Annotated in this window: 17 protein-coding genes; 3 read left to right on the top strand and 14 right to left on the bottom strand. The window is 63.4% G+C overall.

Annotation, left to right across the window (positions count from 1 at the left end; translation table 11 throughout):
* Positions 1 to 109 precede the first annotated feature (109 nt).
* From EB235_RS05860 to rplS, 3 genes are all read right to left on the bottom strand, one after another.
* Positions 110 to 646 (bottom strand): MarR family winged helix-turn-helix transcriptional regulator, encoded by a 537-nt coding sequence (locus EB235_RS05860; protein ID WP_027031898.1) that lies wholly within the window; start codon positions 644 to 646, stop codon positions 110 to 112.
* Positions 643 to 1,056 (bottom strand): organic hydroperoxide resistance protein, encoded by a 414-nt coding sequence (locus tag EB235_RS05855; protein WP_027031899.1) that lies wholly within the window; start codon positions 1,054 to 1,056, stop codon positions 643 to 645. Before EB235_RS05855 ends, EB235_RS05860 begins: the two co-directional genes overlap by 4 nt.
* 156 nt (positions 1,057 to 1,212) lie before the next feature.
* Complete coding sequence (rplS, locus tag EB235_RS05850) at positions 1,213 to 1,764, bottom strand: 50S ribosomal protein L19 (RefSeq protein WP_027031900.1); 552 nt, start codon at positions 1,762 to 1,764, stop codon at positions 1,213 to 1,215.
* 311 nt (positions 1,765 to 2,075) lie between these two features.
* On the opposite strand from rplS, the gene EB235_RS05845 reads away from it, so the two are divergent.
* A complete protein-coding gene (locus tag EB235_RS05845) occupies positions 2,076 to 2,828 on the top strand; it encodes a sulfite exporter TauE/SafE family protein (protein ID WP_027031901.1) in 753 nt (250 codons plus the stop codon).
* Here the strand turns inward: EB235_RS05845 and trmD are convergent.
* The gene (gene trmD, locus EB235_RS05840; protein ID WP_027031902.1) at positions 2,810 to 3,508 is read right to left on the bottom strand and encodes a tRNA (guanosine(37)-N1)-methyltransferase TrmD; all 699 of its coding nucleotides are present in this window, start codon (positions 3,506 to 3,508) and stop codon (positions 2,810 to 2,812) included. The two genes, EB235_RS05845 and trmD, sit on opposite strands and share 19 nt — an antisense overlap.
* Entirely contained in the window at positions 3,505 to 4,104 is a 600-nt protein-coding gene (gene rimM / locus EB235_RS05835) for a ribosome maturation factor RimM (protein ID WP_027031903.1), read from the bottom strand. The genes trmD and rimM overlap by 4 nt, the downstream gene beginning before the upstream one ends.
* 122 nt (positions 4,105 to 4,226) lie before the next feature.
* On the opposite strand from rimM, the gene EB235_RS05830 reads away from it, so the two are divergent.
* Together EB235_RS05830 and EB235_RS05825 are read left to right on the top strand one after the other, a co-directional pair.
* Positions 4,227 to 5,165, top strand: a complete 939-nt coding sequence (locus EB235_RS05830; protein ID WP_027031904.1) for a tyrosine recombinase XerC — start codon at positions 4,227 to 4,229, stop codon at positions 5,163 to 5,165.
* A gap of 61 nt (positions 5,166 to 5,226) precedes the next feature.
* On the top strand, positions 5,227 to 6,294 hold the full coding sequence (locus EB235_RS05825) for a TraB/GumN family protein (protein ID WP_027031905.1): 1,068 nt from the start codon (positions 5,227 to 5,229) through the stop codon (positions 6,292 to 6,294).
* A 577-nt stretch (positions 6,295 to 6,871) separates the two neighbouring features.
* Here the strand turns inward: EB235_RS05825 and lpdA are convergent.
* The 9 genes from lpdA to EB235_RS05775 form a co-directional block, all read right to left on the bottom strand.
* Positions 6,872 to 8,278 carry a dihydrolipoyl dehydrogenase gene (lpdA, locus tag EB235_RS05815; RefSeq protein WP_027031906.1) on the bottom strand — a complete coding sequence of 469 codons (1,407 nt, stop codon included), beginning with the start codon at positions 8,276 to 8,278 and terminating at the stop codon, positions 6,872 to 6,874.
* A gap of 23 nt (positions 8,279 to 8,301) precedes the next feature.
* Complete coding sequence (locus EB235_RS05810; protein WP_027031907.1) at positions 8,302 to 9,057, bottom strand: SDR family oxidoreductase; 756 nt, start codon at positions 9,055 to 9,057, stop codon at positions 8,302 to 8,304.
* Positions 9,054 to 9,569 carry a hypothetical protein gene (locus EB235_RS05805; RefSeq protein WP_080680862.1) on the bottom strand — a complete coding sequence of 172 codons (516 nt, stop codon included), beginning with the start codon at positions 9,567 to 9,569 and terminating at the stop codon, positions 9,054 to 9,056. Before EB235_RS05805 ends, EB235_RS05810 begins: the two co-directional genes overlap by 4 nt.
* 2 nt (positions 9,570 to 9,571) lie before the next feature.
* Positions 9,572 to 10,153 (bottom strand): hypothetical protein, encoded by a 582-nt coding sequence (locus EB235_RS05800; protein ID WP_027031909.1) that lies wholly within the window; start codon positions 10,151 to 10,153, stop codon positions 9,572 to 9,574.
* An 8-nt stretch (positions 10,154 to 10,161) separates the two neighbouring features.
* Positions 10,162 to 11,448: a 2-oxoglutarate dehydrogenase complex dihydrolipoyllysine-residue succinyltransferase gene (gene odhB, locus EB235_RS05795; RefSeq protein WP_027031910.1), complete on the bottom strand. Its 1,287-nt coding sequence runs from the start codon at positions 11,446 to 11,448 to the stop codon at positions 10,162 to 10,164.
* A 30-nt stretch (positions 11,449 to 11,478) separates the two neighbouring features.
* Positions 11,479 to 14,466, bottom strand: a complete 2,988-nt coding sequence (locus EB235_RS05790) for a 2-oxoglutarate dehydrogenase E1 component (RefSeq protein ID WP_027031911.1) — start codon at positions 14,464 to 14,466, stop codon at positions 11,479 to 11,481.
* A gap of 136 nt (positions 14,467 to 14,602) precedes the next feature.
* The gene (gene sucD / locus EB235_RS05785) at positions 14,603 to 15,505 is read right to left on the bottom strand and encodes a succinate--CoA ligase subunit alpha (protein ID WP_027031912.1); all 903 of its coding nucleotides are present in this window, start codon (positions 15,503 to 15,505) and stop codon (positions 14,603 to 14,605) included.
* Between the two features lie 27 nt (positions 15,506 to 15,532).
* Positions 15,533 to 15,949: a PIN domain-containing protein gene (locus EB235_RS05780; RefSeq protein WP_032925672.1), complete on the bottom strand. Its 417-nt coding sequence runs from the start codon at positions 15,947 to 15,949 to the stop codon at positions 15,533 to 15,535.
* Positions 15,876 to 16,172: a hypothetical protein gene (locus tag EB235_RS05775; RefSeq protein WP_167334881.1), complete on the bottom strand. Its 297-nt coding sequence runs from the start codon at positions 16,170 to 16,172 to the stop codon at positions 15,876 to 15,878. The genes EB235_RS05780 and EB235_RS05775 overlap by 74 nt, the downstream gene beginning before the upstream one ends.
* Positions 16,173 to 16,202 lie beyond the last annotated feature (30 nt).

Genomic DNA, 16,202 nt, shown 5'->3' with positions numbered 1-16,202 from the left:
CGGCGCCGACTTTAGCTTCCCGCAAGCGCCATGCAAGACGGTCCGCTGCGTCAGCTCGGGCGAAAACGGATTCCAATGTCTTCAGTTCAGGGATTTCAGGATGATCTGGTTATCTCGAGCCCGAGACCAGCGTTTCGGCATCTGCTGAAGGGTGATCGGCTATGGCGCTGCGCAGACCTGCAACCAGCTGGGTAAGCGTCGCGTGCAGCGCTTTCACTTCACTCGGAGCCAGCGGCACGCCGCAGGCAAGCGCTGAAGACACATCCTTCATGCGCGCGCGCAGCGCCTGGCCCTTGGCCGTCGGCTCGACCAGCACCCGGCGCTCATCGGCGGCGTCGCGTCGGCGGCTGACGAGGCCGCCCGCCTCCATCCGCTTGAGCAGCGGCGTCAGTGTCGCGGAATCCAGGCCCAGCGCCTCGCCAAGCGCACCGATCGTGCTCGGCGCGCGCTCCCACAGCGCCAGCATCACCAGATACTGCGGATAGGTCAGGCCAAGCGGCTCGAGGAGCGGGCGGTAAACCTTGGTCATCAACCCGCTCGCCGAATAGAGCGCGAAGCACAGTTGCTGATCGAGCCGCGGCATGGGAAAAGTCCCGGCGGCCTGCGCCGGGACATCCTTGGCTTTCGTTTCGACTTTTGTCGTCATGCCGCCTTTACCGAAAGCGCCACGTCGATATTGCCCTTGATGGCGTTGGAATAGGGGCAAACCTGGTGCGCCGCCGATACAAGCGCGTCGGCGGCTGCCTGATCAAGGCCTTTTGTTTCCACCGCGAGCGCAACACCGAGCTTGAAGCCCTCGCCATTGGGAAGCAGGCTGACGGTAGAGGTTACCCCGGCGTCTGTAAGCGGCAGCTTCTGTTTGCGCGCGATAAAGCGGACGGCGCTTTCGAAGCAGGCGGCATAGCCGATGGCGAAAAGCTGCTCGGGATTGGTGGCGCCACCCGGCCCGCCGAGTTCCTTGGGCATCGCCAGATCGACCTTGAGCAGGCCGTCGCTGGTCTCGCCATGGCCGGCGCGGCCGCCGGTGACGTGAGCCTGTGTCGTGTAGAGTGCCATATCAAATCTCCAGTTTATCTTGTGCACGATTATTTAGTACACAAGATAATATGCCGTCAACACCTGGATCCTGTTTCCGGGGCTGAAAGCGTTCACAGTCTGGTGAAACGAAAAAAGGCGGCCGAAGCCGCCTTTTTGAATGGAATTTCCGAAATCTTATTCGGCGGGAGTTGCTTCGGCAGCAGCCTTGGCAGCTGCTTCGGCCTCGGCGGCGGCCTTCTTCTCGGCGGCTTCCTTGGCGGCCGTCTCGGCGGCCAGCGCCTGGACAGCAGCGACCTTCTCAGCCTCGATGCGGGCCTTCTCGGCGTTCAGCGCATCGCGCTCCTCATCGTTGAGCTTGCGGGCGCGCACGCCGGTGTTTTCCGAGATACGAGCCGACTTGCCGCGACGATCGCGCAGATAATAGAGCTTGGCGCGACGTACCTTGCCGCGACGCACGATCTCGACGCCCTCGACCATCGGCGAGTAGACCGGGAACACGCGCTCGACGCCTTCGCCGTAGGAGATCTTGCGGACGGTGAAATTTTCCTGGAAGCCGGAACCGGCGCGGGCGATGACAACGCCCTCATAGGCCTGGACGCGGGTGCGGGTGCCTTCGGTCACGCGGACCTGGACGCGCACGGTGTCGCCGGGCTGGAATTCGGGAAGCTTGCGCTTGGCTTCGATCTTGGCGGCCTGTTCGGCCTCGAGCTGACGGATGATATCCATCTAATAGTCCACTTCTTGTTCTTCGACAGTCAGAGCGCCCTACGCTCGCCTTGCAGTTCCAATGACCGCTCGGTTATGCCGTTAGTCGAGAAGACATCGGGCAGGGGCGACTACACCGTCATTGTTGACGGGTCCGGCAGATTCTTCTGGCCGGTACGGGCGGGCACATACAGCTATTTCACCGCTTTGTCACGCTCGAGCCGGAGTCTTTTTTGCCGGCATGGCATCATCGCAACCTTCCGGTGCCGGGTTGCGCCGGTCGCTTGGGCTCCCTAAGCCTGACATAGCACAGTTTTCCGCGGCGGCATTCCATGTCTGTCTTCGACATCATCCTGCTTTTCCTGGCGGGCTTCCTGTCAGGCGCCGCCAACGCGGTCGCCGGCGGCGGCACCTTCATCACCTTCGGCGCCATGACGTTGGTCGGCGTGCCGCCGATCGTCGCCAACGCCACCTCCTCGGTCACGCAATTTCCAGGTTACATCACCTCGACGCTCGCCTATTGGGGCGACATCCGGCATTTCTGGCGCGGCGCCGTACTGCTCTGCCTGATCTCGGCCATAGGCGCATTGGCAGGCGCGCTCATCCTGCTGGCGCTCGACAATCCGTCCTTCCGCGTCCTGGTGCCATGGCTGTTGCTGGCCGCAACCGCCCTGTTTGCCGCCGGGCCGTGGCTGAAGCCAGTGCCAAGGCCCGGACAGGACGTGGCTGTCGGCTCGTTGGCCGGTTCGCTGGCACAGTTCGTCACCGCCATCTATGGCGGCTTCTTCGGCGCCGGCATGGGCGTGATGATGCTGGCGACGCTCGGCCTGACGCAGGCCGGCGACTACCACCGGCTGAACGCGCTGAAGAACATGCTGGCCGTGGTCATCGCGGCTGTCGCCATCATCGTCTTCGTCTCGGGCGGCGTCGTCGCCTGGCCGCAGGCGATCATCATGATCCCGGGCGGAGCGCTGGGCGGCTATGCCGGCGTGTGGATCGCCAAGCGCGTGCCGCAGAACGTGGTGCGCGGCTTCGTCATCGCCGTCGGCCTGTTTCTGGCTTTTTACTATTTCGGCAAGGGCTGATCGCCGAGCAAATCCGGCCTTCGTTCTCTCGTCAGTGCTTCCGACTCCGCCCGCCGCCATGCCGCGATCTTCTTGTGATTGCCCGAGATCAGCACTTCGGGAATCTCCCGGCCCTCGAATTCCTGCGGCCGCGTGTAGTGCGGATGTTCGAGCAGGCCATTCTCGAAGCTCTCTTCCTCGCCGGACACGGCATTGCCCATGACGCCAGGCAGCAGCCGCACCACGGCGTCGAGCAGTACGAGCGCCGCCGGCTCGCCACCCGAGAGGATGTAATCGCCGATCGAGACTTCCTCCAATCCCCGCGCGTCGATCACCCGCTGGTCGACGCCCTCGAAGCGACCGCACAGGATGACGGCGCCCGGCCCGGCCGCCAGTTCGCGCACGCGGGCCTGCGTCAGCGGTTTTCCGCGCGGGCTCATCAAAAGGCGCGGCCGTGAATCGCCCGGCGGCGAAGCGTGGTCGATCGCCCTGGCCAGCACATCGGCGCGCATCACCATGCCGGCGCCGCCGCCGGCCGGCGTGTCGTCGACGGTGCGGTGCTTGTCGGTGGCGAAGTCGCGGATCTGGATTGCTTCCAGCGACCATGTGCCGGCCTCAAGCGCGCGGCCCGCCAGCGACACACCGAGCGCACCCGGAAACATCTCGGGATAGAGCGTCAGCACCGACGCTTTGAACGTCACCGGTTGCCCCCGGCGTCGCGTGGTCCGCGCGGCCTGCCCTTCGGGTCGAAATCTTCGTCGCGCGGTGCATCGCCATCCTCGTCCTCGACAAGTCCGGCGGCCTCCGTGTCGACGCGGACGAAACCCTCGGCGATGGACACCTGCGGCACGGCGGCCTGGGTGAACGGGATCAGCACGCCCTTGCGCCCGGCAAGCGTCACATCGAGAATGTCGCCGCCGCCGAAATTGTGCACCGCGACGACCTTGCCGATGGCAGTGCCCGTCTCGTCGCGGATTTCCAGTCCGATCAGGTCGGCGTGGTAGAATTCATCTTCCTCGCCATCGTCGGGCAGCATCGACCGGTCGACGAACAGCTCGGTGCCGGCGAGCGCTTCGGCGGCATTGCGGTCAGCAACACCCTTGAAGCGCACCACAACGACCGTGTTGGCGGGCCTGATGTCTGTTATCTGGAAGGCGCGGCCATCCCTGGCATAAAGCGGCCCATAGTCGGCCAGCGCCATCGGTTCGCCGGTGAAGGTTTTCACCCTGAGCTCGCCCTTGATGCCGTGGGCGGCGCCGATCACGGCCATCTGGACGGGGTTTTGCGGCTTGCTCATGGGGCTCGATATCCTTTGGCCCTGCTCTAACCCCAGCCCGGCGTCATTTCAATGATTGCTCGTTGTCATTTCAACGACGCGCTCTTCACCGCTTCCTAACCCGAATACAAGAAAATGCCGCCATGCAGGAATTCCTCATCCCGGCGAAGCCCGATCTGCAAGCGGCGCGCGAAAACTGGCTGAAGATGCTGGCGCGCGAACGCCGGCTGTCGCCCGCAACCGTCGAGGCCTATGAGCGCGACACGCGCCAGTTCCTGCATTTCCTCACCGGCCATTGCGGCGGCTCGCCCGGCATTTCGGATATCGCCAATCTGCGGCCGGCGGATTTGCGCGGCTTTCTCGCCGCCCGCCGCAATGGTGGTGCCGGTGCGCGCACGCTTGGCCGGGGTCTCGCCGGCATCCGCTCACTGCTGCGCTTCCTCGAGCGTCGCGGTCTCGCCAATGCGGCCGGTGCCGCAGCACTTCGCGCGCCGCGCCAGCCCAAATCCTTGCCCAAGCCGCTGACGGCAAGTGATGCCAAACATGTCGTATCCGTGGAAGGCCAATTGGCGGAAGAACCGTGGATCGCCGCCCGCAACGCCGCCGTGCTGACGCTGCTCTATGGCTCCGGCCTGCGCATTTCGGAAGCGCTTGGTTTGGCCGGCGCCGATCTCGCATCGGAGAGCGACACCGTGCTGCGTGTCACCGGCAAGGGCGGCAAGACGCGGCTGGTGCCGGTGCTGCCGGTGGCGCTGAGGGCAATCGCTGAATACCGCAGGCTCTGTCCCTATCATCTCGATCCGAAAGGCCTGTTGTTTCGCGGCGCCCGCGGCGGCCCACTCAACCCGGCTATCATCCAGCGCGACATGGCAAAACTGCGCTCGGCCCTCAACCTGCCCGACACCGCAACGCCGCACGCGCTGCGCCACTCCTTCGCCACGCATCTGCTCGGACGTGGCGGCGATCTGCGCACCATCCAGGAACTCTTGGGTCACGCCAGCCTGTCGACGACGCAGATCTATACCGGCGTCGACACCGCAAGGCTGCTCGAAATCTATGAATCGGCCCATCCAAGGGCGTAAACCCTTCAATTTCGCCACTCCAATTAACCGTTTTGCCGCTTTTCACCGTTAGAAAACGCCTATGAAACGCGTCATCGCCATCGCCGACCGTGCAGCTTCCCTGTCGCTGAAGCTGCTTATCGCGCTCAACGTGCTGTTTTTCCTGTCCTTCCTCGCCGTCCTGCTGTTCGCGGCCGGCAAGGCGCACGCGGAAATCCCGACCTGCACCGGTGCCGACATGCTGTCGGCCCTGCAGAAGAGCGACCCTGCCACCTACAGCAAGATCGAAGCGGAAGCCGCCGCCACGCTCAACGGCAAGGGCCTGCTCTGGAAGCTGGAAAAGTCCGGCGAACAACCATCCTACCTGTTCGGCACCATGCATATGACCGACCCGCGCGTCACCACGCTGCCGCCGGTCGCGCAGAAGGCTTTTGACGCCGCCGGCACCATCATCATCGAAACCACCGACGTGCTCGACAAGCAGAAGATGATGGCGGCGATGCTGAAGGAGCCGGACCTGATGATGTTCACCGACTCCACCACGCTGTCGTCCTTGCTGACGCCGGACGAGGCGGCCGCCATGAATGCAGCGCTCGATGCGCGCGGCATCCCGCCGGCAACCGTTGCCAAGATGAAGCCCTGGATGCTGTCGGCCATGATGGCTCTGCCGGCCTGCGAACTCGCCCGCCAGTCCGGCGGCGCGCCGGTGCTCGACGTCAAGCTGGCCGAGGGCGCCAAGGCAGCCGGCAAGCCGGTGGAGGGTTTGGAAACCGCCGAGAGCCAGTTGCGCGCCATGGCCTCGCTGCCGCTCGCCTTCCACATGAAGGGCCTGGTCGACACGCTGAAGCTGGGCGACAAGGTCAACGACATCAACGAGACCATGATCCTGCTATACCAGCGCGGCGACACCGGCATGTTCTGGCCATTGTTTCGCGCCGCCATGCCGGAAGAGCAGAACGATCCCGCGGGCTACGCGGCCTTCGAGGAAACCATGATCACCAGCCGCAACGAGGTGATGGTCGATCACGCCGAGCCGATCCTGGCCAGGGGCAATGCCTTCATGGCGGTCGGCGCCCTGCACCTTCCCGGTCCGCAGGGACTGGTCGAGGATTTTCGCAAAGCCGGCTATACTGTCACCGCCGTCAATTGAGTCGGCGACGGCGGAAGGGCTCAAACGCCGCGTTTTCGGCGTTTTCCTTTCCTAGCGTGAAACCCATTCAACCATCGCGCGTTGATGGCTGTTGATTGATCATTTCATTTCGCGGAGGACAACTTTATGGCGAATGCACCAAATCCAAATGACCCCTTCAATCCGGTTCCGCCGACAGGCACGGACCCACGCGTTGACCGCACCACGGTCGTCCAGTCGGGCGGCGGCGGCAGCCCTTGGCTGATTGCGCTGGTCGTGGTTATCCTGGCTATAGTCGCATACTACGTTTTCGGCAGAAGCGGCGAGCATCCGGCACCCGCCGAGCCACCGGCGGCCAGTACACCGGCCCCAGCGCCAGCACCGGCTGAACCGATGAAGCCCGCTACGCCGGCCCCAGCTCCGGCTCCTGCACCCGCTCCGGCGCCTGCACCAGCCCCGGCTCCTGCCCCGGCACCCGCGCCAGCTCCGGCTCCCGCGCCTGCACCGGCCAACTGATCGGCTGGACATCAAATACGAACGGCCCGCTGAAAGGCGGGCCGTTTTGTTTGCGATGATGGCTACGGGTTCGCTGGGTGCTTTAAATATGGATCGGCTTGAAGAACGTCGCCAGCGCCGCTTCCTTTACTGCTTCCGACATCGTCGGATGGGCGTGAGTGGTGCGGGCGAGATCTTCCGACGAGCCGCCGAACTCCATAAGCACCGCCGCCTCGTGGATCATCTCGCCGGCGCCGAAGCCGACAATGTGCACGCCGAGCACACGATCGGTCGTCTTGTCGGCGAGGATCTTCACGAAACCGTCGGTGTGCAGCATGGCGCGTGCCCGGCCATTGGCGCTGAACGGAAACTTCCCGACCTTGTAGTCGATGCCGGCTTTTTTCAGCTCTTCCTCGGTCTTGCCGACCGAAGCGATTTCCGGGCTGGTGTAGACGACGCTCGGAATGACATCGTAATTCACATGGCCGGCCTGGCCGGCAATGGTTTCGGCGACAGCCACGCCCTCGTCCTCGGCCTTGTGCGCCAGCATCGGTCCGGCGATGACATCGCCGATGGCGTAGATGCCGGGCACGTTGGTCCGCAGATGGGCATCGGTCTTGACCCGGCCGCGCTCGTCGACCTCGACACCCGCTTCCTTCAAGCCGAGACTGTCGGAGAAAGCGCGACGGCCGGTCGAAATCAACACGACGTCGGCATCGATGGTCTCAGCCGCACCGCCCTTGACCGGCTCGAAGGTGACAGTCGCGCCCTTCTTGGCCTTGGCCACACCGGTGACCTTGGCGCCGAGCTTGAACTCAAAACCCTGCTTGGACAGCAGGCGCTGGAACTGCTTGGAGACCTCGCCGTCCATGCCGCCCAAAATGGTGTCGAGGAACTCGACCACGGTGACCCTGGCGCCGAGCCGCGCCCACACCGAGCCGAGCTCCAGCCCGATGACGCCGCCGCCGACCACAACCAGATGACCGGGAACCTTCTCCAGCGACAGCGCACCGGTCGACGAGACAATCACCTTCTCATCGATGTCGACCTTGACGCCGGGAATGCCGGCGACATCGGACCCGGTGGCAATGACGATGTTCTTGGTTTCGATCTCCTCGACCTTGCCGTCTTCGGAGGTGACCGAGACCTTGCCCGCCGCCACCACCTTGCCGGTGCCGCGAAAACTGTCGATCTTGTTCTTCTTGAACAGGAAGGCGACGCCGTTGACGTTGGACGAAACGGTCGCATCCTTGTGCGCCATCATCTTCTTCAAATTGAGCTTGGGTGCGGCGATCTCGACGCCAAGCGTATCGAAGGAATGGCCGGCCTCGGCGAACATTTCGGAGGCGTAAAGCAGTGCCTTGGACGGGATGCAGCCGATGTTGAGGCAGGTGCCGCCGAAGGTCGCGTTCTTCTCGACCACCGCGACCTTCAAACCAAGCTGAGCCGCCTTGATGGCGCAGACATAGCCGCCCGGTCCCGATCCGATGATAACGACGTCATAAGCCATGTTTGTTTCCCTTTGCTTGGCGCTCAGCGGCCGCCGCTGACATTCAGGATCGCGCCTGTCGTATAGGATGCGGCGTCGGATAGAAGATAGAGAATCGCTCCCGCTACTTCATCGGCGGTGCCGGCTCTTTTCATCGGCAGCGAGTCCTGGATCAGCGCCACCCGGTCCGGCTGCCCGCCGGAAGCATGGATGTCGGTGTCGATGATGCCCGGCCGCACCGCGTTGACGCGGATGCCTTCGGCGGCGACCTCGCGGGCAAGCCCGACAGTGAACGTGTCGATGGCGCCCTTGGAGGCGGCATAATCGACATAATTGTCCGGCGCGCCCAGCACCGCCGCGGCCGAAGAAAGGTTGACGATCGATCCGCCCGACCCGCCATGGCGGGTCGACATGCGCTTGACCGCTTCGCGGGCGCACAGGATCGACCCGACGACATTGATACGCATCATGCGTTCGAGGCGCGCCGCGCTCATCTCGTCGACGCGGGCCTTGGCATCGACGATGCCGGCATTGTTGACGAAGGCCTCGAGCCGGCCCCAGGTGCGGTCCACCGCTTCGAAGATGGCCAGGATGTCGGCCTCGCTGCCGACATCGCCCTTGACCGCGAAAGCGTCGCCGCCGTCAGCCTTGATCTCGGCGACCAGCGCGTCGGCGGCTGCCTGGTTCGAGGCAAAATTGATTGCCAGGCGATAGCCAGCCTTGGACCCCTGTCGGCAGACGGCGGCGCCGATGCCGCGGCTGCCGCCAGTGACCAGCAGCACCTTTTGCGCTTCGCTCATTCCTGGCATCCCTTCAGCGTAAACACATCCGACGGCACTTTCGAAAATCCGCTGCCGCCATAGGCCAGCGAATGCCGCAAGGACGGCCCAAGGTCGGGAAGGATCAGTGTCTTCGGCGCATCGACGCCCTGCGCCGGCAAGAGCCCGATCGCACCCTTGTCATCCGACGTATAGATCACACCGTTCCACAACGTGCAGGCGGCAAGTTCGCCGCCGGTGACATCGCCCTCCGGGCATTTGTACATCAAGGAGCCGTTCGGCCGCGCTTCGCCCGAGCTCCACATCACAATGCCGTTCAGCACCACATTGTTGTCGAGGATCATCCGGAAAGAGTTGGTGACAACAGCCGAGGTGCCGGTCGGCGTAAAATCCATCTCGCTGCCGCTCTGGGCGCCGCCATAGACGGCGAGTTCGATCGGGCAGGCGGCATGGGCGATCGCTGTTATCATCACCGCGCCGACCGTTATCGATGCGGTCGACAGGCTTTCGGACAAGAAAGATCGGATCGTCACTGCTATCCACCTTGAACAGCTTGATCGAGGATGAAGATCGTCGACAGAAAATAGTCTATCTCGAACGCAACATTTTCATTCCTGTCGACCGGAAGCGCGTTCACTTCATACTTGATGGTCAAGAGGCGAGAACTCTCCACCAGTTCGATATAAACGTCGCGCTCACGACCGCCGCCGATTGCCCACTTGAATTCGCTCTTGTTCAGGAACTGAAGTGCCTTGGGCAAAGTATGGATGGCTATCGGTTTTGCGCCTCCAAAGGTTACTGGATGCCGGCCCACATCGACGTCCAGATGGCCATGCCAAGTCGCCATCATTCCACCCGGTCGCAATCTTCCAAAAACAGGTTCGACGCTAATCGACCGCAAGCGAAAATCAGGACCGAAGAAGAACTCGCAATTCGTGCCGTAGATGCACCAAGCGGATTCGGTGTCGCCGTGGCGAAAATGATTATCCGCCCGCACATCCTCTGGGTCGATCAAACCTCGAACCGTTTCACGGCTGCTTTTACCGAGCTCGACAGGCCCTGCCCGGCCTGTCGTCACAAGCTCGAACAGATCGATTGGCTCGACAGTTTCAGCCACGTGCAACCCTAGAGATCGAGCACCAGCCGTTCCGGATCCTCCAGGCTTTCCTTGACGCGCACCAGGAAGGTCACCGCTTCCTTGCCGTCGACGATGCGGTGATCGTAGCTGAGCGCCAGATACATCATCGGCCGGATCACGATCTGGCCGCCGACCACGACGGGCCGGTCCTGGATCTTGTGCATGCCCAGAATGCCCGACTGCGGGGCGTTGAGGATCGGCGTCGACATCAGCGAGCCATAGACGCCCCCGTTGGAAATCGTGAACGTGCCGCCCTGCATGTCGGCGACCGACAGCTTGCCGTCGCGCGCGGCGATGCCCAGCCGGCCGATATCCTTCTCGATCTCGGCGATCGACATCTGGTCAGCATCGCGCACGACCGGCACGACGAGGCCTTTCTCGGTGCCGACCGCGACGCCGATATGGGCGTAGTTCTTGAAGATGATGTCGGTGCCGTCGATCTCGGCATTGACCGAGGGGATTTCCTTCAAGGCATGCGTCACCGCCTTGGTGAAGAAGCCCATGAAGCCGAGCTTCACGCCGTGCTTCTTCTCGAACACATCCTTGTATTTGCTCCTCAGCGCCATCACCGCTGACATGTCGACCTCGTTGAAGGTGGTCAGCATGGCGGCGGTCGACTGCGCTTCCTTAAGACGGCGCGCGATGGTCTGGCGCAGCTTGGTCATGCGCACGCGCTCTTCGCGCGAGGCATCGTCGCCCGAGGACGGCGCACGCACGGCAATCGGCGCCGCCGGTGCGGGTGCGGCCCTCGGCGTTTCGGCCGGCTGCGACGGCGCGCCCTTGGAGATGGCGTCGAGAACGTCGCCCTTCAGCACCTGACCGCGCTTGCCCGAGCCGGAGACCTGGTCGACCGACAGATTGTTCTCGGCGATCAGTTTGGCGGCGGCGGGTGCCGGCGGCATGCTGCGCGGCTCGACCGCGCCGGCATCACCGGCGATCTTGGCGGTCTCGGCCGCGGCCTGCTTGGTCGTGTGCGCCGCGTCGGGGCTCGATGCCTGCGACACCGCCTGTGGCTTGGTTGCCGGAGCAGCGGCGCCACCGGCCGAGATCGATCCGAGCAGCGCGCCGACACCGACGGTCTCACCTTCCTTGACGGTGATTTCGCCCAGCGTGCCAGCGGCGGCGGCAGGCACCTCCACCGTCACCTTGTCGGTTTCGAGTTCGACCAAAGGCTCGTCGACGGCAATGGCGTCGCCAACCTTCTTGAACCATTTGCCGACGGTCGCCTCGGTGACGGATTCGCCGAGAGTGGGGACGCGGATTTCGGTAGCCATTGTGCCTGTCCGTTTTTTGGTCGGGTTCTGTTATTCGCCGAGCGCGTCTTCGAGCAAGGCGGCGAGCTGGGCAAGGTGCTTGGACATCAACCCGGTCGCCGGCGACGCGGCCGCCGGCCGGCCGGTGTAGCGAACGCGCTGATGCTTGGCGTCGATATGCGCCAGCACCCATTCGAGATACGGGTCGATAAACGACCAGGCGCCCATGTTCTTGGGCTCCTCCTGGCACCACACCATCTCGGCATTGCGGAAACGCGACAGTTCGGTGATCAGCGCCTTGGCCGGGAACGGGTAGAGCTGTTCGACGCGCAGCAAATAGATGTCGTTGATGCCGCGCTTTTCGCGCTCCTCGTAGAGGTCGTAGTAGACCTTGCCCGAGCACAGCACGACGCGGCGGATCTTCGAATCCTTGACCAGCTTGATCGCCTGCCCGGACAGCAGTTGCGCGTCATCCCACAGCAGCCGGTGGAAAGAGCTTTCGCCCGAGATTTCCGGCAGCGTCGACACCGCCCGCTTGTGGCGCAGCAGCGACTTCGGCGTCATCAGGATCAGCGGCTTGCGGAAGTCACGCTTCAGCTGCCGGCGCAATATGTGGAAGTAGTTGGCCGGCGTGGTGCAGTTGGCCACTTGCATGTTGTCTTCGGCGCAAAGCTGCAGGAAGCGCTCCAGCCGGGCCGACGAATGTTCGGGACCCTGGCCTTCATAGCCGTGCGGCAACAGGCAGACGAGGCCCGACATTCTGAGCCACTTGCGCTCGCCGCTAGAGATGAACTGGTCGAACACCACCTGGGCGCCGTTGGCGAAGTCGCCGAACTGCGCTTCCCACAGCGTCAGCGCCTTCGGCTCGGCCAGGCTGTAGCCATATTCGAAGCCCAGCACCGCCTCTTCCGACAGCATCGAGTTGATGACTTCGTATCCCGCCTGTGCCGCCGAAAGGTTGTTGAGCGGGATGTAGCGGGTTTCGTCGCGCTGGTCGTAAAGCACGGAATGGCGCTGCGAGAAGGTGCCGCGCTCGGAATCCTGCCCTGACAGGCGGATCGGATTGCCGTCGAGCAGGATGGCGCCGAAGGCCAGCGCCTCGGCCGTCGACCAGTCGATGCCTTCGCCGGACTCGATCGCCTCGCGGCGGTTCTCGAGGAAGCGGATGATCGTCTTGTGCGCCTCAAAACCCTTCGGCACTTCGGTCAGCTTCTTGCCGATTTCCTTCAGCACCTTGACCGGCACGGCGGTCTTGCCGCGCCGCTGTTCGTCCTGATTGTCGGCCGTGCGCAGGCCAGACCAGGCGCCATCCAGCCAATCGGCCTTGTTGGGCTTGTAGTGCTGGCCGACTTCCCACTCGGATTCCAGGTGCGCGCGCCAGTCGGCCTTGAGCTTGTCGAGCTCGGCCTGGGAGATGTGACCCTCGGCGATCAGCCGCTCACCATAGATCTGCACCGTCGTCTTGTGGGTGCGGATGTTGCGATACATGAGCGGCTGGGTGAAGGCCGGCTCGTCGCCCTCATTGTGGCCGAAGCGGCGGTAGCAGAACATGTCCACGACCACCGGCTTGTGGAACTTCATGCGGAACTCGATCGCCACCTTGGTGGCGTGGACCACCGCTTCCGGATCGTCGCCATTGACGTGGAAGATCGGCGCCTCGATCATCTTGGCCACGTCGGACGGATAGGGCGACGAGCGCGAGAAGCGCGGATTGGTGGTGAAGCCGATCTGGTTGTTGATGATGAAGTGCAGCGTGCCGGCGACGCGGTGGCCGCGCAGCCCGGACAGGCCTAGGATTTCGGCGATCACGCCCTGGCCGGCAAAGGCGGCGTCACCGTGCAACAGCAGCGGCAGCACCTTGGCGCGCTCCTCCAGCGGCACGATCTCCTCGCGGCCGCGGCCGAACAGATAGTCCTGCTTGGCCCGCGCCTTGCCCATCACCACGGGGTCGACGATTTCCAGATGCGAGGGGTTGGCGGTCAGCGACAAATGCACCTTGTTGCCGTCGAACTCGCGGTCCGACGAGGCGCCGAGATGGTACTTGACGTCGCCTGAGCCTTCGACCTCGTCGGGGGCGGCCGAGCCACCCTTGAACTCGTGGAAGATGGCGCGGTGCGGCTTGGCCATCACCTGGGACAGCACGTTCAGCCGGCCACGATGCGCCATGCCGAGCACGATTTCCTTCATGCCGAGCTGGCCGCCGCGCTTGACGATCTGCTCCAGCGCCGGGATCAGCGCTTCACTGCCGTCGAGGCCGAAGCGCTTGGTACCCTTGTACTTGACGTCGATGAACTGCTCGAAGCCTTCGGCCTCGATCAGCTTCTGCAGGATCGCCTTCTTGCCGGTGGCGGTGAAGGAGATCTCCTTGTCGGCGCCTTCGATACGGGCCTGGATCCAGGCCTTTTCCTCGGGGTCCGAAATATGCATGAACTCGACGCCGAGCGTCGAGCAATAGGTGCGGGTCAGGATCTCCAGCATCTGCCGGATGGAGCCGAATTCGAGCCCCAGCACATTGTCGAGGAAGATCGGCCGGTCGTAGTCGGCTTCGGTGAAGCCGTAATTCTCCGGCGACAATTCGTTGTAGTCCTCTAGCGGCTTGGCGATGCCCAGCGGATCGAGATTGGCGTGCAGATGGCCGCGCATGCGGTAGGCGCGGATCATCATGATGGCGCGAACCGAATCGCGCGTCGCCTGGTGCACGTCGGCATCGGACAGGACGACGCCGTTGGTGACCGCCTTGTCCTTGACCTTCTTTTCAACCGTCTTCTCGACCAGGCCCCAATTGCCGTCGAGCGCCGACACCAGTTCGCCATTGGCCTGCAGCGGCCAGGAGGGCTTCGCCCATGAGGCGCCCTTGGCATTCTTGCGCACATCACCGGCATCGTCCTTCAGCCCAGCGAAGAACTCCTGCCACTCGGGGTTTACCGACTCCGGATCGTCCTCATAGGACGCATAAAGCGCGTCGATGTAGTCGGCATTACCGCCATAGAGGAACGAGGTGAGCGAGAATTGGTCGTTGGCCTGATCTTGTCTTGCCATGTCGTTTCAGCGGAGCCTGGCTCCGTCTCCTTGCGTTTGCGGCAGGGCCGCGATAGCGGGCGGTTCACCCGCCCTTCTTGTCCCCTCAAAGCCAACGAACCGCCGTTGGCTCTCATTCCAACAATCAGCGCGCGGTTCAGCCCTTGATGGCTTCAACCAGCGTCGTGCCGAGCCGTGCAGGTGACGGCGAGACCTTGATGCCGGCCGATTCCATCGCCGCGATCTTGTCTTCCGCACCGCCCTTGCCGCCCGAGATGACCGCACCCGCATGGCCCATGGTGCGGCCCGCCGGCGCGGTGCGCCCGGCGATGAAGCCGGCCATCGGCTTTTTGCGGCCACGCTTGGCTTCGTCCTTGAGGAACTGCGCGGCGTCTTCCTCGGCCGAACCGCCGATCTCACCGATCATGATGATCGACTTGGTCTCGTCGTCGGCGAGGAACATCTCCAGCACGTCGATGAATTCGGTGCCTTTGACGGGATCGCCGCCAATGCCGACCGCGGTGGTCTGGCCGAGGCCGACATTGGTGGTCTGGAACACTGCCTCATAGGTAAGTGTTCCCGAGCGCGAAACAACGCCGACCGAGCCCTTGCGGAAGATGTTTCCGGGCATGATGCCGATCTTGCATTCATTGGGGGTGAGCACGCCCGGGCAGTTCGGCCCGATCAGCCGGGAGGTCGAGCGGTCGAGCCGCGCCTTGACCTTGATCATGTCCATCACCGGGATGCCTTCGGTGATGCAGATGATCAGCGGAATTTCCGCCTCGATCGCTTCCAGGATGGCTTCGGCGGCACCCGCCGGCGGCACATAGACGACGGACGCATTGGCGCCGGTCTTTGCCTTGCCCTCGGCGACGGTGGCGAAGATCGGCAGGCTCTCGCCCTTCGACCCGGTCCAGGTCTCGCCGCCCTTCTTGGGATGGATGCCACCCACCATCTTGGTGCCGTGATAGGCCAATGCCTGTTCGGTGTGGAACGTGCCGGTCTTGCCGGTCAGGCCCTGCACCAGCACCTTGGTGTTCTTGTCGACGAGAATGGACATGGGTGATTACGCCTCTGAATTCAGCGATTACAAGAAAGGATTGACGGCTCGGACCGAGCCATAAACCTGGTTGTGGTTGAGATCTTCGGTGTAGAAAATCGGCGCGCCGAGGCGCTCAGCGGCAGCGAGGAGCGCTGCGTCGTAATATTTGAGCTGGTAGCGCCGCGCGACGCGCAGCCCGGCGATGACATAGTCCTGATCGACCGGGACAAAAGGGAGCGTGCCGAGAAACACCAGCCACTGGTCGACAACGGCATCGGCAGAGACGGATTTTCGCCGGGCGACATTCGCGAACTCAGCCAGCGTCTGCCCGGAGACGCCAAAAGCGGTCTCGAGCACAAGCCTTTCTGCGATGTCGTGTCGGCGGGGATCATTTGTCCTCTCCGAAGCCGCGTACAGGAGGACGTTCGAGTCGAGAAAGCATTCTATCTTCTCGTTCAGCATAGATCTCGTCCCGACTCCATTTGTATGCGGGGCCCAGGTCGAGCGGAGTTTCGGCCATGAGCCTGCGCATACCTTCCCGCGCCCAGGCAATCCGGTCTTCCTGCTCGACTTCATGCGCAAGCAGGGAACGAATGAGGGCGTTGAGCGTCGTCTTGCGACGTTCGGCAAGGCCTCGCGCCTGTTCAAGCAGAGCCTCGTCCATGGCCAAGGTGACGTTCTTCATCGTGCGTCTCCACATAAATACACAGCCATA

The organism is Mesorhizobium loti R88b (genome assembly GCF_013170845.1).
GTDB classification, from domain to species: Bacteria; Pseudomonadota; Alphaproteobacteria; order Rhizobiales; family Rhizobiaceae; genus Mesorhizobium; species Mesorhizobium loti_B.
This window is presented reverse-complemented; position numbering and strand designations above follow the sequence as displayed.